The organism is Aquimarina spinulae (genome assembly GCF_943373825.1).
Taxonomy (GTDB): domain Bacteria; phylum Bacteroidota; class Bacteroidia; order Flavobacteriales; family Flavobacteriaceae; genus Aquimarina; species Aquimarina spinulae.
The window spans coordinates 1,413,396-1,439,472 of record NZ_CALSBP010000002.1 but is presented as its reverse complement, the minus strand read 5'-3'; the positions used below and the strand labels follow the sequence as shown (position 1 = coordinate 1,439,472).

General features: G+C 34.4%; 24 protein-coding genes. 14 read left to right on the top strand and 10 right to left on the bottom strand.

Features of this window, described 5'->3' with window-relative positions; genetic code table 11:
- Nucleotides 1-27: 27 nt before the first annotated feature.
- The 3 genes from era to der all read left to right on the top strand — a co-directional run bounded on the left by era (nucleotide 28) and on the right by der (nucleotide 4,234).
- A complete protein-coding gene (gene era, locus NNH57_RS12020; RefSeq protein WP_074407527.1) occupies nucleotides 28-909 on the top strand; it encodes a GTPase Era in 882 nt (293 codons plus the stop codon).
- A gap of 178 nt (nucleotides 910-1,087) precedes the next feature.
- Entirely contained in the window at nucleotides 1,088-2,620 is a 1,533-nt protein-coding gene (locus tag NNH57_RS12015; protein ID WP_108807402.1) for a choice-of-anchor I family protein, read from the top strand.
- Between the two features lie 306 nt (nucleotides 2,621-2,926).
- Nucleotides 2,927-4,234, top strand: a complete 1,308-nt coding sequence (der, locus tag NNH57_RS12010; RefSeq protein ID WP_074407529.1) for a ribosome biogenesis GTPase Der — start codon at nucleotides 2,927-2,929, stop codon at nucleotides 4,232-4,234.
- Between the two features lie 137 nt (nucleotides 4,235-4,371).
- On the opposite strand, the gene NNH57_RS12005 is transcribed toward der, so the two are convergent.
- Genes NNH57_RS12005 through NNH57_RS11980 form a run of 6 tightly spaced genes read right to left on the bottom strand, consistent with a single transcriptional unit; the run spans nucleotide 4,372 to nucleotide 8,655 of the window.
- Complete coding sequence (locus NNH57_RS12005) at nucleotides 4,372-5,166, bottom strand: TPM domain-containing protein (RefSeq protein WP_074407530.1); 795 nt, start codon at nucleotides 5,164-5,166, stop codon at nucleotides 4,372-4,374.
- Nucleotides 5,167-5,604, bottom strand: coding sequence for a TPM domain-containing protein (locus NNH57_RS12000; protein WP_074407531.1), 438 nt, complete (start codon nucleotides 5,602-5,604; stop codon nucleotides 5,167-5,169). It lies immediately after the preceding gene.
- The gene (locus tag NNH57_RS11995) at nucleotides 5,604-6,206 is read right to left on the bottom strand and encodes a LemA family protein (RefSeq protein ID WP_074407532.1); all 603 of its coding nucleotides are present in this window, start codon (nucleotides 6,204-6,206) and stop codon (nucleotides 5,604-5,606) included. The genes NNH57_RS12000 and NNH57_RS11995 overlap by 1 nt, the downstream gene beginning before the upstream one ends.
- A gap of 26 nt (nucleotides 6,207-6,232) precedes the next feature.
- Complete coding sequence (locus tag NNH57_RS11990; protein WP_025667686.1) at nucleotides 6,233-6,562, bottom strand: MerR family transcriptional regulator; 330 nt, start codon at nucleotides 6,560-6,562, stop codon at nucleotides 6,233-6,235.
- Nucleotides 6,563-6,564: 2 nt separating this feature from the next.
- Nucleotides 6,565-7,671, bottom strand: coding sequence for a CapA family protein (locus tag NNH57_RS11985; RefSeq protein ID WP_074407533.1), 1,107 nt, complete (start codon nucleotides 7,669-7,671; stop codon nucleotides 6,565-6,567).
- A gap of 6 nt (nucleotides 7,672-7,677) precedes the next feature.
- A complete protein-coding gene (locus NNH57_RS11980; protein ID WP_074407534.1) occupies nucleotides 7,678-8,655 on the bottom strand; it encodes a M23 family metallopeptidase in 978 nt (325 codons plus the stop codon).
- 205 nt (nucleotides 8,656-8,860) lie between these two features.
- On the opposite strand from NNH57_RS11980, the gene alaS reads away from it, so the two are divergent.
- Both alaS and NNH57_RS11970 read left to right on the top strand, forming a co-directional pair.
- Nucleotides 8,861-11,494 carry an alanine--tRNA ligase gene (gene alaS, locus NNH57_RS11975; RefSeq protein WP_108807401.1) on the top strand — a complete coding sequence of 878 codons (2,634 nt, stop codon included), beginning with the start codon at nucleotides 8,861-8,863 and terminating at the stop codon, nucleotides 11,492-11,494.
- Nucleotides 11,495-11,551: 57 nt separating this feature from the next.
- Complete coding sequence (locus NNH57_RS11970) at nucleotides 11,552-12,499, top strand: GSCFA domain-containing protein (RefSeq protein ID WP_108807400.1); 948 nt, start codon at nucleotides 11,552-11,554, stop codon at nucleotides 12,497-12,499.
- 127 nt (nucleotides 12,500-12,626) lie between these two features.
- Here the strand turns inward: NNH57_RS11970 and NNH57_RS11965 are convergent, their stop codons facing one another.
- The 3 genes from NNH57_RS11965 to NNH57_RS11955 all read right to left on the bottom strand — a co-directional run bounded on the left by NNH57_RS11965 (nucleotide 12,627) and on the right by NNH57_RS11955 (nucleotide 17,909).
- Entirely contained in the window at nucleotides 12,627-14,324 is a 1,698-nt protein-coding gene (locus NNH57_RS11965; protein WP_159099160.1) for a leucine-rich repeat domain-containing protein, read from the bottom strand.
- A gap of 327 nt (nucleotides 14,325-14,651) precedes the next feature.
- A complete protein-coding gene (locus NNH57_RS11960) occupies nucleotides 14,652-15,827 on the bottom strand; it encodes a DUF3103 family protein (protein WP_108807398.1) in 1,176 nt (391 codons plus the stop codon).
- Nucleotides 15,828-16,148: 321 nt separating this feature from the next.
- Nucleotides 16,149-17,909 carry an aromatic amino acid hydroxylase gene (locus tag NNH57_RS11955; RefSeq protein WP_074407539.1) on the bottom strand — a complete coding sequence of 587 codons (1,761 nt, stop codon included), beginning with the start codon at nucleotides 17,907-17,909 and terminating at the stop codon, nucleotides 16,149-16,151.
- A gap of 117 nt (nucleotides 17,910-18,026) precedes the next feature.
- On the opposite strand from NNH57_RS11955, the gene NNH57_RS11950 reads away from it, so the two are divergent.
- Entirely contained in the window at nucleotides 18,027-19,700 is a 1,674-nt protein-coding gene (locus NNH57_RS11950) for a T9SS type A sorting domain-containing protein (RefSeq protein ID WP_159099159.1), read from the top strand.
- A 25-nt stretch (nucleotides 19,701-19,725) separates the two neighbouring features.
- Here the strand turns inward: NNH57_RS11950 and NNH57_RS11945 are convergent, their stop codons facing one another.
- Nucleotides 19,726-20,163, bottom strand: a complete 438-nt coding sequence (locus tag NNH57_RS11945) for an META domain-containing protein (protein ID WP_108807396.1) — start codon at nucleotides 20,161-20,163, stop codon at nucleotides 19,726-19,728.
- A 250-nt stretch (nucleotides 20,164-20,413) separates the two neighbouring features.
- Here NNH57_RS11945 and NNH57_RS11940 point away from each other — a divergent pair, with 250 nt between their 5' ends.
- The 8 genes from NNH57_RS11940 to NNH57_RS11905 all read left to right on the top strand — a co-directional run bounded on the left by NNH57_RS11940 (nucleotide 20,414) and on the right by NNH57_RS11905 (nucleotide 26,073).
- The gene (locus tag NNH57_RS11940; protein WP_074407542.1) at nucleotides 20,414-20,983 is read left to right on the top strand and encodes a TetR/AcrR family transcriptional regulator; all 570 of its coding nucleotides are present in this window, start codon (nucleotides 20,414-20,416) and stop codon (nucleotides 20,981-20,983) included.
- A gap of 102 nt (nucleotides 20,984-21,085) precedes the next feature.
- Nucleotides 21,086-22,159, top strand: coding sequence for a 1,2-phenylacetyl-CoA epoxidase subunit PaaE (gene paaE, locus NNH57_RS11935; RefSeq protein WP_074407543.1), 1,074 nt, complete (start codon nucleotides 21,086-21,088; stop codon nucleotides 22,157-22,159).
- Nucleotides 22,160-22,171: 12 nt separating this feature from the next.
- Complete coding sequence (gene paaA, locus NNH57_RS11930; RefSeq protein WP_074407544.1) at nucleotides 22,172-23,152, top strand: 1,2-phenylacetyl-CoA epoxidase subunit PaaA; 981 nt, start codon at nucleotides 22,172-22,174, stop codon at nucleotides 23,150-23,152.
- 33 nt (nucleotides 23,153-23,185) lie between these two features.
- On the top strand, nucleotides 23,186-23,470 hold the full coding sequence (paaB, locus tag NNH57_RS11925) for a 1,2-phenylacetyl-CoA epoxidase subunit PaaB (protein ID WP_025667674.1): 285 nt from the start codon (nucleotides 23,186-23,188) through the stop codon (nucleotides 23,468-23,470).
- A gap of 100 nt (nucleotides 23,471-23,570) precedes the next feature.
- Nucleotides 23,571-24,326: a 1,2-phenylacetyl-CoA epoxidase subunit PaaC gene (gene paaC, locus NNH57_RS11920; protein WP_074407545.1), complete on the top strand. Its 756-nt coding sequence runs from the start codon at nucleotides 23,571-23,573 to the stop codon at nucleotides 24,324-24,326.
- A 93-nt stretch (nucleotides 24,327-24,419) separates the two neighbouring features.
- Nucleotides 24,420-24,923, top strand: a complete 504-nt coding sequence (gene paaD, locus NNH57_RS11915) for a 1,2-phenylacetyl-CoA epoxidase subunit PaaD (RefSeq protein ID WP_074407546.1) — start codon at nucleotides 24,420-24,422, stop codon at nucleotides 24,921-24,923.
- The gene (locus tag NNH57_RS11910; protein ID WP_234423324.1) at nucleotides 24,923-25,291 is read left to right on the top strand and encodes a VOC family protein; all 369 of its coding nucleotides are present in this window, start codon (nucleotides 24,923-24,925) and stop codon (nucleotides 25,289-25,291) included. The genes paaD and NNH57_RS11910 overlap by 1 nt, the downstream gene beginning before the upstream one ends.
- 2 nt (nucleotides 25,292-25,293) lie before the next feature.
- Entirely contained in the window at nucleotides 25,294-26,073 is a 780-nt protein-coding gene (locus NNH57_RS11905; protein WP_108807394.1) for an enoyl-CoA hydratase-related protein, read from the top strand.
- The last annotated feature ends 4 nt before the right edge of the window (nucleotides 26,074-26,077 follow it).

Genomic DNA, 26,077 nt, shown 5'->3' with positions numbered 1-26,077 from the left:
ATCTACCTTTGCATTAAAATCAATTATATGGCTCATAAAGCTGGCTTTGTAAATATTATAGGTAACCCTAACGTGGGCAAATCTACATTAATGAATGCCTTTATTGGTGAGAAGTTATCTATTATTACTTCTAAAGCACAAACAACAAGACATCGTATTTTGGGAATTGTAAACGGTGATGATTTTCAGGCGATTCTGTCAGATACTCCTGGGATTATAAAACCTGCTTATGAGCTTCAGGAATCGATGATGGATTTTGTTAAATCTGCTTTTGAAGATGCAGATGTATTGATATATATGGTAGAGATTGGTGAAAAAGACCTGAAAGATGAAGCTTTTTTTAATAAAATAACAAATGCGAAAATCCCTATTCTTCTGCTAATAAATAAAATAGACCAATCTAATCAGGAAAAATTAGAAGAACAGGTTCAGTTTTGGAGTCAAAAAGTACCCAATGCAGAAATATACCCTGTATCTGCTTTAGAAAATTTTAATGTAAAAGAAGTTTTTGGTAGAATAATCGAATTGTTACCAGATTCACCACCTTTTTATCCAAAAGATCAGTTAACAGATAAACCAGAACGCTTTTTTGTAAATGAAGCCATTCGCGAAAAAATATTAGTGCACTATAAAAAAGAAATTCCTTATTCTGTAGAAGTAGAGACAGAGGAGTTTGTAGAGGACGATACTATTATTAGAATTCGTTCGGTGATTATGGTAGAACGTGATTCTCAAAAAGGAATCATTATAGGTCATAAAGGGTCTGCTCTAAAAAGAGTAGGTACAGAAGCACGTAAAGAACTGGAAAAGTTTTTCGGAAAAAAGATACATATAGAACTTTATGTAAAAATTAATAAAAACTGGCGTAGTAACGAACGTCAATTAAAACGATTTGGATATAATAACTAATTCGTAATCCTTGCAATATTACTTTATGTATTGCTTTTTAGGCCTTCTTTGTCACTTGCGAGAAGGTTTTTGTTAAAACTATTTATTGATTAATGTCTATAATTTATCCTTAGCATAACGTTAAGGATATATGTGTTGTTAACATTTGAATTTTTAATCACACAAAACGAGATCAATAATGAAAATTTTTAACAAGACTATTCTTATTTCCACAATTGTATTAGGGCTTTTTAGCGCATGTGACCCTGATGATTACCATGGAGGCGGAAACACAGGTAAATTAACATTCAAAAAAATCGGAGGCTTTGTCAATGGAACAGGAGATGAGGGATTTGCAGAGATTTCTGCTTTTGATCCTCAAACAGATAAGCTTTTTGTTGTAAATCCAAAAGAATCAGAACTTTCGGTTTGGGATATATCTGATCCGGGCGTACCAGTACAAGGGGTAGATATAGCTTTGGTCGGTATACCTAATAGCGTAGCCGTAAACAACGGAATGGTGGCTGTGGCTTTAGAAAATGCTGCAAATAAACAAGCAAATGGAACTATTGCGATTTATAATTCGGATTCGCAGGAACTGCTACATACCTATCCCGCAGGTGCACTACCAGATATGGTAGCTTTTAGCCCTAATGGGAAATATATTGTAGCAGCAAATGAAGGAGAACCGAATGATTTGTATACAGATGACCCAGAAGGATCAATAACTATTATAGAAGTGGCAGCAGGGCAAGTTTCGAATGTAAGCTTTACAGCTTTTAATGGCCGGGCTATTGGTAATGATTTTCGGGTTTTTGGACCAGGAGCATCTCTGGCACAAGACGTAGAACCAGAGTATGTAGCTATTTCACATGATTCAAAGACAGCATATGTTACGTTACAAGAAAATAATGGATTGGCAATTGTTAATCTAGAAACCAAGACAATTACTGATATCATCGGATTGGGAGTGAAAAATTATGAGTTATCCAATAATCAAATAGATGCTAGTGATAAAGATGATATAGTAGGAAATTTTCAAAATTGGCCGGTCTTAGGGTTTTATCACCCAGATGCTATAGCATATACTAAGATTAGAGGAGGGCGATATTTAATAACAGCAAACGAAGGAGATGCTAGAGATTATGATGGGTTTTCTGAAGAAGAAAGAGTAAAAGATCTAACTCTTGATCCTGTCGTTTTTTCTGATGCAGCTACCTTACAATTAGATGAGAATTTGGGAAGACTAAAAATTACTACTGCAAATGGGGATATTGATGGTGATGGAGATCATGATGTGATTTATGCTTATGGTGCAAGATCATTTACAATATGGTCTACATCTGGAGCAGTTATTTATGACAGTGGAGACCAAATAGGAAAAACAATTTTTGATTTGGATCCAAGTGCTTTTAATAGTAACGAAGGAAGTGCGGCCGATAAAAGATCAGACGATAAAGGAGCAGAGCCAGAAGCTGTAGAAACTCTTAAAGTGGGTAACAAGACACTACTTTTTGTAGGATTAGAGAGAACAGGAGGAGTGTTGGTGTATGATATATCCAATCCATCTAGCCCAAAGTTTTTAGAATGGTTAAGAGATGAGACAGATATTTCTCCAGAAGGATTGATTGTGGTCGAAGCAGAAGATAGTCCAACAGAAAATGACCTGATTATAGTAACTAATGAAGTATCAAATACAGTTGCTATTTATGAAATACATAAAAAGCATTAAATCAATATAGAAAGAGAGAATCCTTGTCATAATGCCGAAGAGAGGCTAATTAGCTCTATTTTTTCACTAATAACAATAAAAACTTTGTTGTTTTACAGTAACCAACTTGACTATAATACGTGGTATATTTGACTAAGTAATTATTTCACTGACTGACTATCAATTATGAAAAGTTCCATCGGCCTGAAACATTGGCCTTTGGGCTTTTTATTTTTACTTTCTTACGTATTGTTAATCAAATCAAAACATTTATAGTATTGCTAAAATAAAAAGTCTAATTTTGCACAAAATTTAGAAAAGATATCAATGAGTGGTATAGTGGCAATTGTAGGAAGACCTAATGTTGGAAAGTCAACGTTCTTTAATCGATTAATTCAAAGAAGAGAGGCTATTGTAGATGCTGTTAGCGGGGTAACCCGTGATAGACATTATGGAAAGAGTGATTGGAATGGAGTAGAGTTCTCATTGATTGATACCGGTGGTTATGTTGTGGGGAGTGATGATGTTTTTGAAACCGAAATCGATAAGCAGGTAGAACTGGCTATCGATGAAGCTGATGCCATTATTTTTATGGTTGATGTAGAGTCAGGAATAACAGGGATGGATCAGGATGTTGCCAATCTGCTTCGTAAAGTAGATAAGCCTGTTTTTTTGGTTGTGAATAAGGTAGATAATGGACAGAGAGCAACAAATGCAGTAGAGTTTTATAATTTAGGCCTTGGCGAATATTATACTATTGCCAGTATTAATGGAAGTGGTACAGGAGAACTTCTGGACGAATTGGTAAAAGTACTACCCGAAAAAGATGAAGACGAATCTAATGAGTTACCTCGATTTGCAGTTGTAGGAAGGCCTAATGCGGGTAAATCTTCATTTATTAATGCTTTGATAGGAGAAGATCGGTATATTGTAACAGATATTGCAGGAACTACCCGGGATGCAATTGATACCAAGTATAATCGTTTTGGATTCGAGTTTAACTTGGTAGATACTGCAGGAATACGACGTAAATCTAAGGTAAAAGAAGACCTGGAGTTCTACTCTGTTATGCGATCTGTTCGAGCAATTGAACATAGTGATGTTTGTTTAATAGTTTTGGATGCAACCAGAGGTTTTGACGGACAAGTACAAAATATTTTTTGGTTAGCCGAGCGTAATCGTAAAGGGATTGTAATCCTGGTTAACAAATGGGATCTTGTAGAAAATAAGGAAAGTAATACCTTAAAAGATTTTGAAAAATATATACGTAGAGAAATAGAGCCATTTACAGATGTTCCTATCATATTTATTTCGGCTTTAACAAAGCAACGTATATTTAAAGCTATCGAAACGGCAGTAGAGGTGTATAAAAACAGGTCTAAAAAGATTAAAACCAGCGAGCTTAACGATATTTTATTACCGATAATTGAACATAATCCACCGCCTGCTTATAAAGGTAAATATGTAAAAATAAAATACATCACACAATTACCAACACCGCAACCGCAATTTGCGTTTTTCTGTAATTTACCACAATACATAAGGGATCCATACAAACGATTTCTCGAAAACCAGCTTCGTAAGGAGTTTGATTTTCATGGTGTGCCAGTTTCGGTGTATTTGAGAAAGAAGTAGAGGTGTGTTTTTCTGGTGCTATTTTACTGTGTAAAATTTTTAATGATTATTTGTTGTATTACAGCTTTCTTTTTGGTGCTAATTTAGTCTTTCAAACGATGTACTAAAATATCTTCTGTAATTTAGAACTAAGATAATTACCAGCTTCCTCCGGCACCGCCGCCGCCGAATCCGCCGCCGCCAAAACCACCACCAAATCCACCACCGCCAAAACCTCCACTAGATCCTCCGCCAAAGCTTCCACGTCCCATGTTGCTTAGGATGATTACATCCAGAAGGCTGCTTCCTGATCGATTTCCTCGATTTCCTTTTCCACCATTTCTATGATTGCTTTTAGAAAAAGCTTTAATGATGATGATAAAAGCTATAAGCAAAATAATTAATTCTGTTATAGGTAGCTCTTTTTTGTTTTTTCTTGAACCTTTAAAAGTGCCATCAAGCACTTGAAAAATTGCAGTAGTACCTTTGTCTAAACCAGTATAAAAATTACCTCTTTTAAATTCTGGAGTTATAATCTGGTCAATGATAGTTTTTGAGGTAAAATCGGTGAGCTTTTCTTCTACACCATACCCTGTGGCAATCCATATTTTTCTGTCATTTTTGGCTACCAGTATAAAAACTCCGTTATCTTCTTTACTTTGTCCAACTCCCCATTTATGAGCCCATTCTGTCGCGTATAAACCAATATTTTCACCTTGCAGAGAATTAATAGTAGCTACTACAATTTGTGTTGAGGTAGTGTCAGAATATCGAATTAGTTTTTCTTGTAGGTGTTTTGACTCAGAAGTAGTAAGCATATCAGCTTCGTCATAAACAGCTGTTTGTAATTTAGGTTTTGGCGGAATTTTTCTTTGCGCAGATATTGTATTAAAAGATAGGAGAGGTATTCCTAGAAACAATAAGAGCAATATAAATTGTTTGATAGTATTCATTTATCCTTTAGAGATTTCGTCAGAGAGTTCGTTGATATCAGTATGATCCCAGGGGAAGTATTTCTGTAATTGCTCTCCGGCAAGAAGAACTCCGTTAATTAATCCTTGAGTGAAATCTCCTTTTTTAAACTGCTCAAGTATGGTATCTTTTGTACTTTCCCAAAAATCATCTCCAACGACTTCATTAATACCTTTATCTCCAAAAATAGCAAAACTACGGTCTTCTACAGCAACATAGATGAGGACTCCATTACGTTGGATGGTATTATCCATTTTTAACCAATGAAAAACTTCGGTAGCTCTTTCCAAAATTTCTATTTCAGTATGTTTTTCCAGATGCACACGAATCTCTCCCGATGTTGTTTTTTCTGCATCTCTAATTGCAGCTACGATTTGTTGCTCTTGATCATAAGTAAGAAAATCTTCTACCTTAGACATTATTTAAAATTAAAATCAACATCTGGTGCTTTTTCTGCACCTCTATCAGCTTCAAACCGTGCCATTTCTTCAAAGCTTCCGAAAATACTTAAAATGATGTTATTAGGAAATTTTCTCATGAATTTTGTATAGCCACCTACAGATTCGTTGTACCTATTACGCTCTACATTAATCCTATTTTCTGTTCCTTCTAGTTGGGTTTGCAGATTAAGGAAATTTTGATTTGCTTTTAGATCAGGATAACGCTCTACGGTTACTAATAATCTTGATAGGGCAGAGGTTAGTCCTCCTTGTGCCTGTTGAAACTGTGCTATTTGATCTGGTGTAATATTACTAGGGTCAATATTTACAGCAGTTGCTTTGGCTCTGGCTTCGATTACTTCTTTTAAAGTATTACGTTCAAAATCTGCAGCTCCCTGAACGGTTTTAACTAAGTTGCCAATAAGGTCACTACGTCTTTGGTAAGCACTTTCTACATTAGACCACGCTGTTTTTGCATCTTCTTGTAGTGTAACAGCAGTGTTATAACGACCTCCAAAAAAGAAATACAGAATTACAATGATTCCTACGATTACTAATACTGGTATTAAAAGTTTTTTCATAACTCAAATTATAATAAGATGACTTTTTATAGTTGTTCTTTAATTTTAAGCAATTGTCCTTTGATAGATTCTAGTTTTCTTATGATATCGAAACTATCTAAGGCTTCTTGTTTCTGTTCTTTAAGGTGAGTTTTAGCACCTTCGAGAGTAAAACCACGTTCTTTTACTAAGTGGTAAATTAACTCGAGGTTTTTGATGTCTTCTGGGGTAAATTTCCGATTGCCTTTAGCATTTTTTTTAGGCTTTATAATATCAAACTCTTTTTCCCAAAAACGAATTAATGAGGCATTTACATCAAAAGCATCGGCTACCTCCCCGATACTATAATACATTTTTTTAGGCAAGTCTACATACATACTTATTCTTTTTGTTGTGTAAAACTTCCGTCATCTTCAAAAATGAGCTTACTTTCAGGGAAATCTTCTTCTGTTAATGATTTGATTTCATTTAATGCTCCCTTTTTCTTATCCATAAATGGATATACTTCATCTATTTGTTTGGCAGAATGAAGTTTTCCTTTAATAAAATTACCATCGGTATCAATATCGATTTCTGCAATAGGAGCATATCCTTTAATCCCTCTTAAATTAAATCGGGAGTACGTGCAGAAATTACCCAAACTATATGCTATAAATTTATTTTTATATACTTCAAAAGCTCTTGAAACATGTGGTCCATGCCCTATAATAATATCAGCACCAGCATCAATCATAGTATGTGCAAAACGATACACATCACCGCGATCTTCGCCATAAAAACGTTCTGTTTTTCTGGGAACATGAGTGTATTTAAGGCCTTCTGCCCCTCCATGAAAAGAAACAATCACGATATCTACCTTTTGTTTGAGTTCGGTTACGATTTTTTTAGCATTGGTTAAGTTATGAATTTTTATGCAATCCTTGTTAGGGGCAAAAGCACAAAATCCATACGTGATACCATCTTTTTCGAAAACTGTAGAAGGTTGAGCAAATACTCCTGCATAAGCAATATTGTGCTTTTCGAGGGTTTTAGAAGTGTTCTTAATTCCAATTTCGCCAAAATCACCAATGTGATTATTAGCAATACTCATTACATCAAACCCAGTTTCTTCAAGGTATTTTCCAAAATATTCTGGTGATCTAAAGGAATAACATTTTGACGGATCAGAACAGCGTTTAGCATTCTCTCCCTCATCAGTAAGTGTGCCTTCTAAATTACCAAAAAGTAAATCTGCCTGGCTAAGTACAGTATTAACATCATCAAAAGGACCTTTACCTTCGGGAGGTAAATAACTATCATTGGGGAAATCGGTTCCCATCATGATGTCACCAACGGCCATGATTTTGATATACGTTGGTTTTGCTAATTTTTGTTGGGTGTTTTGGACTATTACGTACATCGAATCCAATACTTCTTTTGAATATTTTTGAGCCTGTATAGAAGAACAAAAACCAAAAACGAAGACAATAAGAAATAGTTTGCGCATCAATATTTAGTCTAGAGTTTCGTTAATTAGGTTAGAAGCTTTAAGCATCTGTTCAAATTCTTTAGGGGTTAAACTTCCGTAGTAAAAATTACGAGGATTAATACGTTCGCCATCTTTAAAAATTTCATAATGTAGATGAGGTGCTACGGATCTTCCAGTACTTCCTACATATCCAATAACATCTCCTCGTTTTACTTTCTGGCCTTTCTCTACGTTATATTTACTTAAGTGAGCATATAAACTTACATAATTAAAGCCGTGATCAATACGGATATGTTTTCCATAACCAGAAGAATTAGCATCTGCACGTTTTACAACCCCATTACCAGAAGCATAAACCGGTGTTCCTGTATTAGCCGAAAAATCCATTCCGTAATGAAATTTTCGTGCTTTGGTAAAAGGATCACTTCTCCATCCATAACCAGAAGCCATACGTCTTAAATCCGAATTTTGAATAGGTTGTATGGCAGGAATTGTAGCTAATAATTCTTCTTTTTTCTCGGCCAACGATGCGATTTCATCAAGAGACTTTGATTGAACCACAATCTGTTTTGTCAATTTATCGATACGCTCACTGCTTTCAATAATAATATCAGAATTATCAAAACCTTCTAAGCTTTTATATCTGTTTACACCTCCAAATCCAGCATTACGTAATTCTTCAGGAATAGGATTGGCACCAAAATAAAGACGATAAATGTTATCGTCACGTTCTGCAATCTCTTTTAGAATATTTTCATCACGCTTCAATCTTTGATTCATTAAATCATACTGAAGCTGCATATTCTCAAGTTCTCTTTTATATGCTTTTTCTTTAGGAGTCTCTAATTGAGGGATGTTAAGATAAATAAGAAGAAGGATGAAACCAGCTAAAAAAGCGCTAATAACTCCTAATGCAGCTATACCAAATCTACGACCTTTCTTTTGCTCAATTCTGCGATAAGAAAGCGTCTCACTATCATAGTAATATTTAACCTTTGACATAATCTAAAATATGCTATTTTTGCAGGATATCAACCAATATGTGGTTTATAAAAAACCAAGACATCGCAACAAATATAACAAATTGTTGCAAAGTCTAGAAAAAACTGACAAATATCGATTTAGAATCTTTTTTTAAAACAACGCAAAATAATGATCGCGATTGTGTTAAGTGTTTTATTTCGAAAAATAGTAATACATAGAATTCATGAAATCCCAAGAAATACGAAATCAATTTTTAGAGTTTTTTAAATCCAAAAAACATAGCATCGTGCCTTCTGCACCAATGGTGATTAAGGACGATCCTACTTTAATGTTTACTAATGCCGGGATGAACCAGTTTAAAGAATTCTTTTTAGGTAATGGTATTCCAAAAAGTAATCGAATAACAGATACGCAAAAATGTTTACGTGTAAGCGGTAAACATAATGATCTGGAAGAAGTAGGTATGGATACCTATCACCATACCATGTTTGAAATGCTTGGGAATTGGAGTTTTGGAGATTATTTTAAAAAAGAAGCAATCCAATGGGCCTGGGAATTATTAACCGAAGTATATGGTATAGATAAAGACATTCTTTATGTTTCTGTTTTTGAAGGTGCAAAAGATGAAAATCTGGATATGGATCAGGAAGCTTATGATCTTTGGACAGCTATTGTTCCAGAAGAGCGTATCATCATGGGAAATAAGAAAGATAATTTCTGGGAAATGGGAGATCAGGGACCTTGTGGTCCTTGTTCCGAAATTCATGTAGATATTCGTTCTGAGGAAGAAAAAGCTAAAACTCCTGGTCGGGACCTGGTAAATATGGATCATCCACAAGTGGTAGAGATCTGGAACCTGGTTTTTATGCAGTATAACCGAAAAGCAGATGGGTCATTAGAGAAGTTACCCGCACAGCATGTAGATACCGGAATGGGTTTTGAACGTTTATGTATGGTGTTACAAGGAGTGAAATCAAATTATGATACAGATGTTTTTACGCCTTTAATTCGAGAAATTGAAACGATCACCAATTCTACATACGATAAAAATAGCTTGCCAACCAATGATGATGGAAAAGTAAGTGTTGCAATTCGTGTTATTGCAGATCATGTAAGAGCTGTGTCATTTTCTATTGCAGATGGCCAACTACCTAGTAATACAGGAGCAGGGTATGTAATTAGAAGAATTTTGCGTAGAGCCATTCGATATGGGTTTACTTTTCTGGATACCAAAGAACCTTTTATATATAAGCTGGTAGAAACACTTAGCAAACAAATGAGTAAAGCTTTCCCAGAATTGAAAGCTCAGAAAAACTTAATCACTAATGTAATTAAAGAAGAAGAACAATCTTTTTTAAGAACATTGGATCAAGGATTAGTATTGTTAGAAAATGTGATCAAGAATACCAAAGGAAATATAATCTCTGGAGAGAAAGCTTTCGAATTGTATGATACTTTTGGTTTTCCGATTGATTTAACAGCTTTAATTTTAAGTGAGCAGGGATATGAATTAGATGAAAAAGCTTTTGAAGTAGAACTTCAGAAACAAAAAGATAGATCCAGAGCTGCATCACAGGTAACTGCCGGAGATTGGAAAATATTACTAGATGGTACTACTACAGAAAATTTTATTGGATATGATCATCTTAAAACAAATGTAAAAGTAACCCGTTATCGTAAAGTAAATAGTAAGAAAGATGGAGAACTATATCAATTAGTATTTGATAAAACACCATTTTACCCCGAAGGAGGAGGGCAGGTTGGAGACAAAGGATACCTAGAGGTACCTAATGGTGATGTGGTGTATATAATAGATACCAAAAAAGAAAATAATCTGATTATTCATTTTACTAAAAACTTGCCTAAGCATATTGATGAGACTTTGACTGCTGTGGTAGATGAAAAACAACGTTCGAGATCTGCTTCTAATCATACGGCAACACATTTGATGCATCAGGCATTGCGTACAATTCTGGGTACTCATGTAGAACAAAAGGGATCGATGGTTCATAGTGGTAATTTGCGTTTTGATTTCTCTCATTTTGCTAAAATGACTACCGAAGAATTGAAAGAAGTTGAGCATTTTGTAAATGCGAGAATTCGCGAACAACTTCCGCTAGAAGAGCAACGTAATATTTCTTATGATCAGGCAATAACAGAAGGAGCAATAGCACTGTTTGGAGAAAAATACGGAGATACAGTAAGAGCAATACGATTTGGAGAATCTATGGAGCTTTGTGGCGGTACTCATGTAAAAAATACCAGTAGCATATGGCATTTTAAAATTGTATCTGAAAGTGCGATTGCAGCAGGAATTCGAAGGATTGAAGCAATTACCGGAGATGCAGCAAAAGAATTCTTTACAACTCAATCTGAAGCGTATGGAGAAGTAAAAGCAGTGCTTAAAACAAAGGATCCTTTAAAAACTATTATATCATTACAAGAAGAAAATTCAAGTCTGAAAAAACAGATCGAAGCTCTTCTTAAGGATAAGGCTAAAAATCTAAAAGGAGACCTTAAATCGGAATTTGAAGATGTAAATGGAGTTAAATTTCTGGCCAAAAAAGTAGACTTAGATGCTGCCGGAATTAAAGATTTGTCATTCGAATTAGGAGGTGAACTTGAAAATGTTGTAATGCTATTCGGATCAGATCAGAAAGGAAAGGCCTTGTTATCATGCTATATTTCTAAAAACCTGGTAGAAGAGAAACAGTTAAATGCCGGGCAAATGGTTCGTGAACTTGGTAAGTATATCCAAGGCGGCGGTGGCGGACAACCATTTTTTGCTACAGCAGGAGGAAAGAATCCTGCAGGTATAGAAGAAGCATTAGAGAATGCAAAACAATATTTAAAATAATCTTAAACTATAAAACTCCTCCTCTTCCTTTGTGGAAGAGGAGGAGTAAGGAGACTTATGAACCTACAAACCAAAATAACACTACAGTCTCAAGAACCAAAAATTGATTACAACTCAGAACTTTTACTGTTAGGCTCATGTTTTGCAGAAAACATAGGAGAGAAATTCGAATACTTTAAGTTTAGGAATAAGATCAATCCGTTTGGGATATTATTTCACCCTAAAGCAATAGAAACATTTTTGTGGATGGCTACCCAGGGAGAACAATATACCGATACCGATTTGTTTTATATTAATGAACAATGGCATTGTTTTGATGCACACTCCTCTTTAAGTAATGCTGATCAAAATGTAGTATTATCTAATTTAAATACTGCATTAACGACTACAAGAAAGAATATTAACTCTGCGACACATATTTTTATCACTTTAGGAACCGCTTGGGTATATCGATTAAAATCTCTGGATATGGTGGTGGCAAACTGTCATAAAATTCCGCAAAGAGAGTTTGAAAAAGAATTATTATCTGTAGATGAGATCAATCAATGCCTTCAGAATTGTATACATCTAATTAGAGGTATTAACCCATCAGTAGAAATTGTATTTACCGTTTCTCCTGTACGACATAGTAAAGATGGGTTTGTAGAAAATAATAGAAGTAAGTCTCATTTAATCACATCGCTACATCAAACTATTAGTAACAATAAAAATCTAAGTTATTTTCCTTCTTATGAAATCATGATGGACGAACTTAGAGATTATCGGTTTTATAATGTAGATATGATCCACCCTAATACGTTGGCGATAGATTATATCTGGGAACGTTTTTCTGAAGCTTGGATTTCTGAAAAGACAGCCCAGACTATGGGTAGAGTCGAAGAAATCAAAAAGGGAATGATGCATAGACCGTTTAATCCCAAAAGTAAACAGCACTTAGAATTTTTAGAAAGATTAGAATTAAAAAAATATCAACTTTATCAGGAATATCCATTTATGGATTTTTAACCCCGAATTATCATATAGCGTTTATTTTAACTATGTATTGCTCATGATCAAAATATGAAAACCCCATAGCGATGAGTACTAATTTCATCACTATGGAGTTTGATATCAATGTACGACTTGTTATTAATTAAAATGTACAATCTCTAGAATATCGGGCAGCGTCATCTTTTTTCCATATAGGCAGATATGCTGCTTCAGGATCATCTACCTGTATACAACTAAGGTCAGGGTTATTCCTTAAATCGACAGATGCCATACTAGCATTTTTACCATTGTTCATGGTTAAATCAGTTAATTTGTTGTTAAAACACCATAAGTGTGTTAAGGCTGTATTTTTGCTTACATCAAGGGTTGTTAATTGATTGTTGTGACAATATAAAAGATCCAGCTTTATATTTTTACTTAGATCAAGGGTTGTTAAGTTATTTTCATGACACTTTAAAAACTCTAAAGCTATACTTTTGCTTACATCAAGGCTTGTTAAGTTATTGTTAGAACAACTAAAGTTTGTTAATGCTGTATTTTTGCTTACATCCAGGGTTATTAGGTTATTGTTAGTGCAATTTAAGTGTGTTAATGCTGTATTTTTGCTTAGATCAAGGGTTGTTAAGTTATTTTTAGCACAACCAAAGCTTGTTAATGCTGTATTTTTGCTTACATCCAGGCTTGTTAAGTTATTGTTAGAACAACCAAAGCTTGTTAATGCCGTATTTTTGCTTACATCCAGGAGAGTTAGTTTATTATAGCGGCAATATAAGTCCTCTAATGTTGTATTTTTACTTACGTTCAGGGTCGTTAATTGATTATTGTCACACCATAAAATCTTTAATGCTGTATTTTTGCTTAGATCCAGGGTAGTTAGCTTATTATTACGACAACTTAAGAATCTTAATGCTGTATTTTTACTTACATGTAGGGTTGTTAATTGATTATCGCCACACCATAAAGTCTTTAAAGCTGTATTTTTGCTTACATTCAGGGTTGTTAGCTTATTATTACGACAACCTAAAAATTCTAAGGCTGTAAAATATTCAATCCCTGAGAGATCAGAGATGTTTTTATCATCTATAGCTAATCTTTCAACAACCTGGGCTTCTTCTATACTTATTTCTCCATCACTATTAATATCTACCACAGGAGCTGTATGTTCTAATAATGCCTTTTTAAAATTAGGGTCTTTAAAAGAAATGTAACCTGTCTCTATAATATCATTTAGGTGTATTGTTATGTTAGCTTCGTTGTCATTTACCAGTACCGTTGCCGTAAGTTTTTTTTTGGTTTCATAGTCAAACAAGGTAGCATCTTTTACGGTAATTTTTCCGGTTTCTTTGTCTATGTTTAAAGCTCCTTTTGGTTCTTCGTTTTTAAGGGTATAGGTCAAGGTTCCCTGGTTGGTAGTTGCTTCTATAGTTCCCAGTTCTTGTCCTTCTGTTGGGTTTTCGTCTATAGTAGTTTCAAAATCTTTTAGGGTAATTAATGGGTCATGGATATCGTTTAGATGTACTGTTACTTTAGCTTCCTTGTTACTGTCCCCATTTTTTATAAGTAGGGTTGCTGTAAGTTTTTTTCTGGTTTCATAATCAAATAAAATAGCGTCTTTCACTGTGATTTTTCCTGTTTTAGAGTCTATACTTAAAGCTCCTTCGGGTTCTTCGCTTTTAAGGGTGTAGGTCAAGGTTCCCTGGTTGGTAGTCGCTTCTATAGTTCCTAGTTCTTGTCCTTCTGTAGGGTTTTCGTCTATAGTGGTTTCAAAATCTTTTGCAGTAATAGTAGTTTCTGTCACAACATCATCATCGCTGGAGCATGAAATGACAATTGCGCTCATGCACAATACAATACATCTTTTCAATGTTTTTATGGAGTTATTTTTCATAATCATTTATAAAATTTAGAAGAACAAAATTTGTGTTATGTATGATGAAAAAACACCCTGTAATCCGTGAATTTGAGTAAGAAGGAATATAAAGCATAGGCCGTTTAACCCAAAAAGTAAACAGCACTTAGCATTTTTAGAAAGACTAGAATCAAAAAAATATCAGCTCTATAAAGAATACCCTTATATGATTTGGGGAGAATAGTTATTTATGTTTAAAATAAAAAAGAGGTGGCTGTATTTACTACAGTCACCTCTTTTGTTTTTATAGTTTGTTGTTTAATTATTAGGGATAAACAGAGGAGATAAAGTAACGGTTGCATTACCTCGGGCACCTACATGATTAGTATAAGTTTTGTTTTTTTGAATGGTATATAAAGAGTCTACATAATCATCATTATTAGTGTACCATTCATCTGGCATTGCTTGTAAAATAGCCCCTGCTACTTGCCCAAGTATATTTACCCATGGCTGTCCAGAAACTGTACCAACAATTTGAAAAATACCATCAACAATTATGGTAACCAATTGTTTAAAATTGTAGTTGTCGTCTTTTTCGAATAATTGAATGTTTGCCGCCTGGTATTTATAATCATCCCAAAAAAGCATGATCTGGTTAGGGTAATATGTGGTACCTTCATAATTCAGATAATACATAGGTATGATTTTTACTTCAGCTTCATTACTGGTGTTTTTTATTCCAGAAGTGATAGCGTAAACTTCTGCAGCACCACTTATCCAGGGCTCCTCATCGTTATTTAATCGTATTTTATCTAATTTGGTAGTTTCAAGCCCTGCATTGGCTTTGGAAGAAGGGCTTAAGTCCATTTTAGCAGACCCAAAACGATTATTTTGTAATCCAGCAGTTTGTAACTGGGTATTCATATAATCTACTTCTGCTTTTAAGGTTTCGTAGCCTTTGGTTTCTATTACAAGTACAGGTACATTGGGAACATCTTTAACGTCTAGAAAAACAGTTTCCCCTTCAAGAGTATATGCTTCAATTTTTGTCCATGATTTTTCATCACCTTCGGGAGCATATGATATTAATAGATCAGCATAATCTACCGATTTATGATCAGGTTTTTGTAACCATAATTCTGGTATTTCTATAATGTCAGGTATTTCGTTAGATTTAAGTTGGTTATCTGCCTTATCTACTATCTTTTTTAAGGATTGATACGATTCCTGGTCCGATAATAAGGCGGCGTTTTCTTTTAATACTTTAGATAACTTGATCCCTGGTGTTCGATCTTTGGCTAATGTCTCTACAATATTAGTGCTAAACTCTGTGTTAGCTAGTAAATCAATTAGGTCAAATGCTATCTTCTTTTTGTCTATTCTATTCTTGTTTTGAACGACATTAGTTTCGTTAACGACTACTTCTTCTGTTTCACAATTAAAAAATAACAAGGAAACGAGAACTACATTTAAAAGTAAAAATGATTTTTTCATAATTTTAATATACTTAAGTTAGTTTTGTCTTTTAAAATTAGGAAAATGATATCTTATTGACTTGATTTATAAGGTATTAAATACTCAAAAGAAATGTGGTTAGACCATAAAAATTGACAAGTGTATTTTTGTTTTTTACATATTTATTATGCATGCATATAAAATTTTGTTCCGTAGATAAATGATTGATAATGAGTGTGTTGGTTTTTTTTAAGCCTTTTTGGCTAAGAATTTTAGAAAAACACACACTGTTATAGTAGCGAACTAAAAATTCTAGAAGCCATGATTTTTGAAGAAATAATTTAAAAGAGAAATAGTATTCTATACTGTAAATTCTGAATTGATCACAGTATCAATACCGCTACTAATTAGATGTTTGATATTAGGTCTTTTGGATTGTATATTTTTAAGATGTTCTAACACTTGTGAAGCAAATATTGAATCTCTATCATAAACTAATTCATAAATCTCTAAAGGAAGTAACCAATCGTTAGGATGGTCTTTCTCTAAAATTTCGAATACGGCTTCCAGTGAAAACGTAGCATTTTTTCCTTCTCTAATATTTTTAACAGAGGAGTATAAAGAATGTAGATCTTTTTCTTTTTCAGAATATGTTCTTTGTGCAGTAACCGACGAAGGATTATGAGTCACCAAATTAAATGAGTTATCATCTGCAGGGCCAGAGAAAGCAGATACGATTTCTTTTCCGACAGCTAGATCAAAAGTACCCCATTCTGGTTTAAAAAGATATTCGTCCTTGTATTTGATAGTACATTCACTAAACTGAATTAAAATCAATTCACCTTTAATGTTTCTTATTCCAGTAATGTTAGTTCCTGCAATAGTAATCCCACTTTCGAATTCGAATTCTATATACTCTCCATCATAAAAATTATAAGCTTTCAGATCTCTTGGAGACATGTTTTCTATAGCAAGATTGATACCTTTTAATTTTCCAAGAGGAGATCTAAGTCCATTTGAGTGAGCCTCTATACCGTGGCCAATAAGCTCTTTTTCTCTAAAAGAAAGTGCTGTTGGGCCGCTAGTTTCAAAATAAATAACTTCGTTATCCTCATTTTTTATCATTCGGGTAAATACTCCCGAGATTTGTAGACCAGTACTTAGCTCTATGGTTCCTAAATTTTCTGATTCGATTAATTTTGCAAGTCCTCTGTGTCCACCTTTTCTTAAAGCCATAGTATCTGCAAATTCTTCTAATACCTGACATAGATAAGCAAAATCTGGCGTTACAAAGAGTTGTGGTTGTGGTTTGGTGATGTCAAAATCCTGAAAAGCAGCATCGGGAGAGTAAGGCAGTTTCTTTACATTGTTAGTCATACACCATTCGCTTTCTCCAATAGAGGAAAGCAATCCTGCACCATAGATTCTAGGTTCATCTACTGTACCAATTAAGCCATATTCAACCGTCCACCAATGTAAGTTACGTATCAAAGCCATTTCCGAAGGGTTCTCTTTCTGATTTTGTAACTCTTCTATTTTTCTTTCTGCTTCTTCTATCTCTTTTGGATTTGTACCATATGCTTCTTTTAGAATAGAAAGTGTACGCACAGCTTCATACATATCGTAATCTTTTTTAGAAGAGATTGCTTTGCAACCAATTTTCCCGAAACGTCGTAGGTATTCTGCATAATCAGGATTAGCAATGATAGGAGCATGTCCTGCTGCTTCATGAATTATATCGGGAGCAGGGGTGTATTCAATATTTTCTAATTGTCTGATTTCTGATGCGATAACAAGAATATTATATGCCTGAAACTCCATAAATGCATTAGGAGGGATAAATCCATCGACAGCTACAGCTGCCCAACCAATTTCTTTTAGAATTCGATTCATTCCATACATACTTGGTATCTCATCGATCGAAATTCCTGTCTTTTTAAGGCCATTTAGGTAAGAATTATGGGCAGCTTTACTAAGAGAAGTGGTGTTTTTGCGCATAACATACCTCCAAACTGCTTGATTTATTGGCGTGTACTCTTCATAATTTTGTGGTTTTATGAATTGTTTTAAATGCGCGGGAAGCCGGTCAATTAAGGGATTAGATGCAATATTTAGAGACATATATAGAAATTAATTTTTGATCAAGACAATTTAATTGGAAAATTAATAGTTTTATTTTGATATTGAAGTATTCTTAAATAGTTAAATTTGTTTTATCAATTAAAAAAATAAATGGTTGTGAGAATTAAGCTGATAGTATTAGGATTATTATTATTTACATTAGGTATAAATGCCCAGGTTACGCATAGTGAACCAGTAAGTTGGGGTATGCAAGAGAAAAAGAGCATAGTTCCGATGCTTATGAAAAGTTTTGATTTGGCTAAAATCAAAGCTGAAGATGCCAAGAATGATTCGGATAAATCAAGACCATGGCGATTTGGTTATGAACTTAAAGTGAATTTAGGTCTTAAAAATTCGGGAGTATGGGACGAATTACCGAATGGAGATAGAATATGGCGTATTAATATTATATCTAAAGACGCCAAGACATTAAATTTCATTTTTGATACTTATAAAATACCTAGAGGAGCTACTATGCATTTGTATAATAGTGATAAATCTGATCTTTTAGGAGCGTATACAAATATTTTTAACAGACCAGACCAGATGCTAGGTACCTGGATGGTAGAAGGAGATAATGTATGGATAGAATATTTTGAACCTGCTTCTGTTGCTGGTAAAGGGCAATTAAATATTGCTAAAGTAATTCATGGATATCGCTCAATTACAAATACTCAAATTCAAAGCAAAAATTTCGGTGACTCTGGAGATTGTAATCAAGATGTAGAGTGTCCTGTTGGAGAAGATTTTGATGAATTAAAAGATAGATTAAAGCACGCTGTTGCTTTTGTAATTATGGATGGTTTTGTTTGTACAGGAACACTGATTAATAATACAAAAAATGATAAAGCACCATATTTTTTGACAGCTAATCATTGTAATGCTGGTAGTGAATCTACTTGGGCATTTCGTTTTAATTGGATTAGTCCTAATCCTTCTTGCGCGACAACTACAGGTAGTACTGATGCTGCAGTAAACCAAACAACCAGTGGAGCTACGCGATTAGCTGCGAATGCAGAATCTGATTTCAAACTGTTGAATTTAGATGGAGGTTTAGATGAATCCTGGGAATTAGAATGGGCCGGTTGGGATCGAAGAGATATAGCAGCAAATTTTGCGATAGGGATTCACCATCCTAGCGGAGATATAATGAAGGTGTGTAGAGAAAATACAGCGCTATCGCAAATAAAAACTAATATTGGGGGTTTAACCGCTCCTGTTGATTCCTGGGAGGTAACAGATTGGGATCTTGGAGTTACAGAAGGCGGGTCCTCTGGTTCTGCTCTTTTTGATCCAAATGGTAGAATAGTAGGGCAGCTTGCAGGAGGAGGAGCAGCCTGTTCGGGGATAAATGATAATGGTCTTTCAGATTTTTATGGTAGGTTTAATGTTTCATGGAGTTTTGGTAACTCAGATTCTAACAGACTCTCTAATTGGTTAGATCCCGATAATACAGGAAGAGAAACATTAAATATGCTTTCTCAGGAAAACAATGGAAACCCACCGCCACCGCCACCGCCAATTGATCCAGAACCTGAAGAAGAAAAGGTGTTAGCGGTTTCTTTTAACGCATCAGAAGCTATTGTTAATATTACTAATACAGTAGAGGGTAAATTAGAATATTACCTTTATAATATTTCAGGAATGGTTGTAGGTTCTGGGAAATTGTCTGAAGAAAAAGGACAAATTGATATGTCAGATAAATCAACAGGAATGTATTTTATTTATGTTAAAAACACATCCGATGGCACTTCCTTTACCAAAAAAGTAATTGTAAGTAAACAATTCTAGATATAGAATAACAAAATATAAAGAGTTATTCTTTGGATCTTATCCCAAAGAATAACTCTTTATTATTAACATCTTTTAAAATTAGAGTATCTTCTTTCAGGGTTCTGGTTTTAACTTCAATAAGAGTTTTAAAAAATTCTTTTTCTATTACTGAATTTTTTTCGCAATACATTTTTGTTGCAATAGGGAAGCTAAAAGAAATAGTGTTACCTTCTTCGGTATACTTAGAAGAAAACGTATTGCAGCCAGAGTGGCCATATGCAGAGCTTTGTTCTTCGTCAAAAGTGATATGTAACTTCCTCTTAGAAACATCTTTCCCATTAAGTCGAGTAACAGAAAAAGTTATTTTTTTAGTTACCTGATTTTCTTTTTCCTGACTTTTGACTGCTGCATTATTTTTGTTTGCGCAACTATTTGTATTTGAAAATGCCACGAAAAACAAAATGATTATTAAAGATTTCATAAGTCTATATTCTTTTTATGGTTAATATAGTATTATTTATAACATAAATTCATCATAATCATTGTTTTTGGTCGCAAAAATATGGGTTATATGAGATTAAAATTTATTTTTGAGTGGAAAACAAAATACCTACCGTGAAATGAGTATAGTTAAGGTTTTTAATGCCGGCTTCACTTTATTAGTTGAGCTTGTTGAAAAATGATTACTATGTGAATTTTATCTGACCAATATAAATGATAAATCAAAACAGATGAGACCCGAAAGCAGAAAACAAGAAATTATAAATGCAGCAGCTATTCTTTTTAAAGAAAAAGGGTATAGTGCAGTAACTATGAGAGATTTGGCAAAAGCTATGGGGATTAAAGCGGCAAGCTTATATAATCATATTCAGTCAAAACAAGAAATATTATCTACTATCATAATTGGACTTGCAGAGGAATTTACCGTTGGGATGAATAAAATTGTGAATTCTGATGAAAATACAATCCAAAAACTGGAAAATATTATTGACTTACATATAGATGTAACATTGCGAAATGCAGATGGTCTGGCTTCACTTAATAACGATTGGATGCATCTGGAAGAGAATAATTTGCAATATTTTGAGAAAATGCGCCAAGAATATGAAGATAGTTTTAGAGATATAGTAAAGAAAGGATTAGAAAAAGGAGAGATTAAACCCTATAATGTAGAAATTATGGTGTTTTCTACACTCTCTACCTTAAGAACATTGTATTTATGGTACCCCGAACAAAAAGAGATTGATTCTGATATCTTGAAACGAGATATGATATCAGTATTGTTAAAAGGGGTGGCATGACCTATATTTTGGGGTAGCCATAAAATTAACAGATAATTATTTGTGTATCAAACTAACAATTGTTAGTTTTGTTTAGCTATAACTATATAGTTAAATTAAGATATGACTGATTTTTATTCTATTCGCGTTTCTGAATTAACTAAAGAAACTAAGGATTGTACATCTATCACTTTTGATATACCAGAAGAGCTTAGAAATACATTTTTGTTTAAGCAAGGCCAGCATCTTACTCTAAAAACATCTATTAATGATGAAGAGGTAAGGCGCTCTTATTCTTTGTGTTCAAGTCCTGTTGAAAATAAATGGCAGGTGGCAGTTAAACGAATTGATCAGGGATTGTTCTCTAACTTCGCAAATGATGTGCTTAAAAAAGGAGATGTTCTGGAAGTAATGCCTCCTATGGGAAACTTTTTTGTTGAAGTGGCTCCTTCAAAAGCCAAAAATTATATTGTTTTTGCAGCAGGAAGTGGTATTACGCCTATATTATCCATACTAAAAACTCATCTTGCGTCTGAGCCAGAAAGTACTTTCAAGCTCTTTTACTTGAATCGGAATGCGAAATCCATTATCTTTAAAGAAGAGATAGAAGCGCTTAGAAACAAGTATTTTGGAAGAGTAGAGATATTTTATTTTTTAACAAAAGAACATCGGGATATACCATTACTTAATGGAAGATTTACAGAAGAAAAGATACAGGAACTTACAGATAAAATAATTGATGTATCCAGTGTAGATGAATGCTTTGTCTGCGGTCCTGAAGAAATGATCTTTTTGATTAGAGATGGATTGGTGAATGCAGGATTGCCAAAAGACAAAATTCATTATGAACTTTTCTTTTCAGGTGTTTCTGAAGAAGATAAGAAAAAAGCAGCAGAAGTAGTTGATCATAAATTTGATGGAACTGAGGTTACTATTATTGATGGTGGAAAAGAGTTTCACTTTGCCATGGATGATGATCATGATAATATATTAGATGGAGCGTTGGCTTCTGGTGCAGATCTGCCCTTTGCTTGTAAAGGTGGAGTGTGCAGTACTTGTAAATGTAAAGTTGTTGAAGGAGCAGTAGAAATGAAGGTAAACTATGCGCTAGAAGAAGATGAGGTTGCAAAAGGTCTTGTCTTATCTTGCCAGGCTGTTCCTACTACAGAAAAAGTAGTAGTTGATTTTGATGTATAAAACTCTAGGATTATGAGCGAAAAAGAAATAAAAAACCATGGGACTGGGCAGAGTCTAAGTCTAGAAGAAATCTTTGAGCAGAGAATTGCCAGAGATGAAAAGATCGAACCTAAAGATTGGATGCCGGAAAAATACCGGAAAACTCATATTCGGCAAATTTCTCAGCACGCACATTCCGAAATTATTGGAATGTTGCCAGAAGGAAACTGGATTACTCGTGCACCTTCCTTAAGACGTAAAGTAGCTTTAATAGCTAAAGTTCAGGATGAGGCAGGACATGGATTATACTTATATAGTGCATGTGAGACTTTAGGAATTTCTAGAGAAGAACTATACGAGCAATTACATACAGGTAAAGCAAAATACTCTAGTATATTCAATTACCCTACAATCACCTGGGCAGATATGGGAGCAATTGGTTGGTTGGTAGATGGTGCGGCAATTATTAATCAAGTGCCTCTATGCAGTACTTCCTATGGGCCATATGCAAGAGCGATGGTTAGAGTATGTAAAGAAGAGAGTTTTCATCAGCGTCAAGGATATGAAATAATGATTACGTTGGCGAATGGTACCCCAGAGCAAAAAGAAATGGCGCAAGATGCATTAAATAGATGGTGGTGGCCATCGTTGATGATGCTGGGACCTACTGATGCAGAATCTGTACATACTGCTCAATCAATGAAGTGGAAATTAAAAAGAAAAACTAATGACGAATTACGTCAGCAGTTTATTGATCAAACAGTTCCGCAAGCAGAATTAATTGGACTTACTATTCCAGATCCGGATTTAAAATGGAATGAAGAAAAAGGGAGTTACGATTTTGGAGAAATAGATTGGGACGAATTCTGGCAAGTAGTAAAAGGTCACGGCCCTTGTAACAAAGAGCGTATGACAGCTAGAGTTAATGCCTGGGAAAAAGGAGAATGGGTGAGGGATGCAGCGATGTCATATGCCAAAAAACAAGAAGATAAAAAGCTTAAAAAAGCAATATAATAATTCTGAATTCAGAATTTAAAATTCATAATTATGAAAAATAACTGGCCACTTTGGGAAGTGTTTGTAAGAAGTAAAAATGGTTTAGAACATCGTCATTTTGGTAGTATTCATGCTGCCGATGCAGAAATGGCTTTAGAAAATGCCAGAGATGTATATACACGAAGAAATGAAGGAGTAAGTATATGGGTAGTAGAATCTAAACATATCACAGCATCAAACCCCGAAAATAACGGAGAATTATTTGAACCCGCTCAGGATAAAGTGTATAGACATCCTACGTTTTATACATTACCAGATGAAGTAAAGCATATGTAATTTTTACAATGGTAAAAATTACAATTCCCGTGAATACGGAAAACTTACTATTTGAAATTAAAGTTATTTAAATAAGATACCCATCATTACGGGCAGTGTTATGAAAAACGAAAATAAAATACAATATATCTACGGTATAGCAGATAATGCTTTGATCCTTGGTCAGCGATTATCAGAATTATGTGGTCATGGACCAAACCTGGAAACGGATATTGCAATGACTAATATGGCATTGGATTTATTAGGTCAAACGCGAAGTTATTACCAATACGTGGCTCAACTTTCTGGAGATGGGAAAACGGAAGATGATATTGCTTTTTTGAGAATAGAAAGACAGTACAAAAACGTACTTCTTGTCGAACAACCAAACAGACACTTTGGATATGTGATTACAAGACAGTTTTTCTATGACGCTTTTCACTTACTATTATTAGAAGAATTGCAAAATAGTGATGATGAAATAGTAGCAGCAATTGCAAAGAAAGGAATTAAAGAAGTAAGTTACCATCAAAGATTTTCTTCAGACTGGATGAAAAGATTAGGAGATGGTACAGAAGAAAGTCATCAAAAAGTTCAGGAAGCGGTTGATGATTTGTGGAAATTTACAGACGAACTATTTCATATGACAGACGATGATAAGATTGCTGTAGAAAATGGAGTTGGCGTTAATACTGTGGCTTTGCGAGAAAAATACGACCAAAGGGTTAGAGACGTATTTGAAGAGGCTACGATCACCATACCAGAAACAAAATGGTTTCAGAAAGGCGGTAAACAAGGTATTCATAGCGAACATATGGGCTACTTGCTTTCAGATTTACAATATATGCAACGTACCTATCCTAATATGAAGTGGTAAAATAATACAGAATACCGAATTTAGAATATTGAATGATGAAGAGAAGTAAAACTTCGGACTTGGATATTAAATGTTCGATATTCAATATTTATTATGACAATAGAATTTGAGAAACATATAGATCCGGCGCTGATTCCAATTTTGGAAAAAGTTCATGATCCCGAAATTCCGGTATTGTCTATTATGGATATGGGAGTGGTTCGCTCTGCTCAAATGATAGAGACGATTGCTCAGGTTACAATTACCCCAACATATAGTGGTTGCCCTGCAATGGATGTGATAGGAGATGATATTATTAATGCTTTTGCAAAAGAAAATATAGAAGCCAAAGTTTCCTTGGTCTTATCGCCGGCATGGACTACCGATTGGATTACACCAAGAGGTAGAGAAGCTCTAGAAAAATATGGGATTGCTGCACCTTTAAACGAGAAAGCTGATAAAGAAGCACTACTTGGAGGTAAAAAAATAGTAAAGTGTACCCAATGTGGCTCAACAAATACAAAAATGATAAGTCAATTTGGTTCAACAGCGTGTAAAGCGCTTTTTCAATGTAATGATTGCTTAGAACCTTTTGATTATTTCAAATGTCTCAAATAATGATGCTGGGATTAAGAACAATAATATATAAAGTTAGTGATCTGGATAAAGCCAGGAAATGGTATTCAGATGCATTTAATACCAAACCTTATTTTAACGAACCTTTTTATGTAGGATTCAATATAGGAGGGTATGAACTTGGATTACTTCCAGAAGAAGCCTCTTCAGAAACAAAATCTGATAGCGTACTTTCGTATTGGGGTGTAGAAAAGATAGATACAACATACCAAAGATTACTCGATTTAGGAGCTGCCGAACACGAAAAACCAACAAATGTAGGAGGAGAAATCGTAGTAGCAACGGTTAAATGCCCATGGAATAATATCATCGGAATAATTTATAACCCACAATTCAAAATAGAGAATTAAATATGCCTTCAATCGAATTGCACATTGAAAATGGAGTAGCGAGAATAACGCTAAACCGCCCAGATACTTTTAATAGTTTCAATAGAGAAATGGCCTTGTTATTACAAAAAACATTAGACGAGTGTAATGCTAATGATGAAGTAAGAGCCATTATGCTTATCGGAAACGGAAAAGCATTTTGCGCGGGTCAGGATCTTAAAGAAGTAACTTCTCCCGAATTGAACCCGGGCTTTAGAAAAATATTAGAAGAACATTATAATCCAATAATCAGCCGCATTAGAACTATCGAAAAACCTATTGTGGCAGCTGTAAATGGAGTTGCTGCAGGAGCAGGAGCCAATATAGCTTTGGCGTGTGATACTGTTGTAGCTTCTGAGGCCGCAAGCTTTATCCAGGCATTTAGTAAGATAGGATTGATTCCTGATAGTGCAGGAACCTTTTTTCTGCCTAGGTTGATTGGTTTTCAAAAAGCTTCTGCTTTAATGATGTTAGGTGATAAAGTAAGTGCAAAAGAAGCAGAGCAATTGGGGATGATATATAAAATTTTTGAAACAGAAACCTTTGAAGAAGAGGTAACTAAGCTAGCTTCAAAATTAGCTCAAATGCCAACCAAAGCTTTAGGGTTGACTAAAAGATTACTGAATCAGTCATTAGTAAATACGCTCGATGAGCAATTGGCAATAGAATCGGATCTACAGATAGAATCTGCAGAAAGTGAAGATTATGCAGAAGGGGTAAATGCATTTATTGAAAAAAGAAAACCAATATTTAAAGGTAAATAAGAAT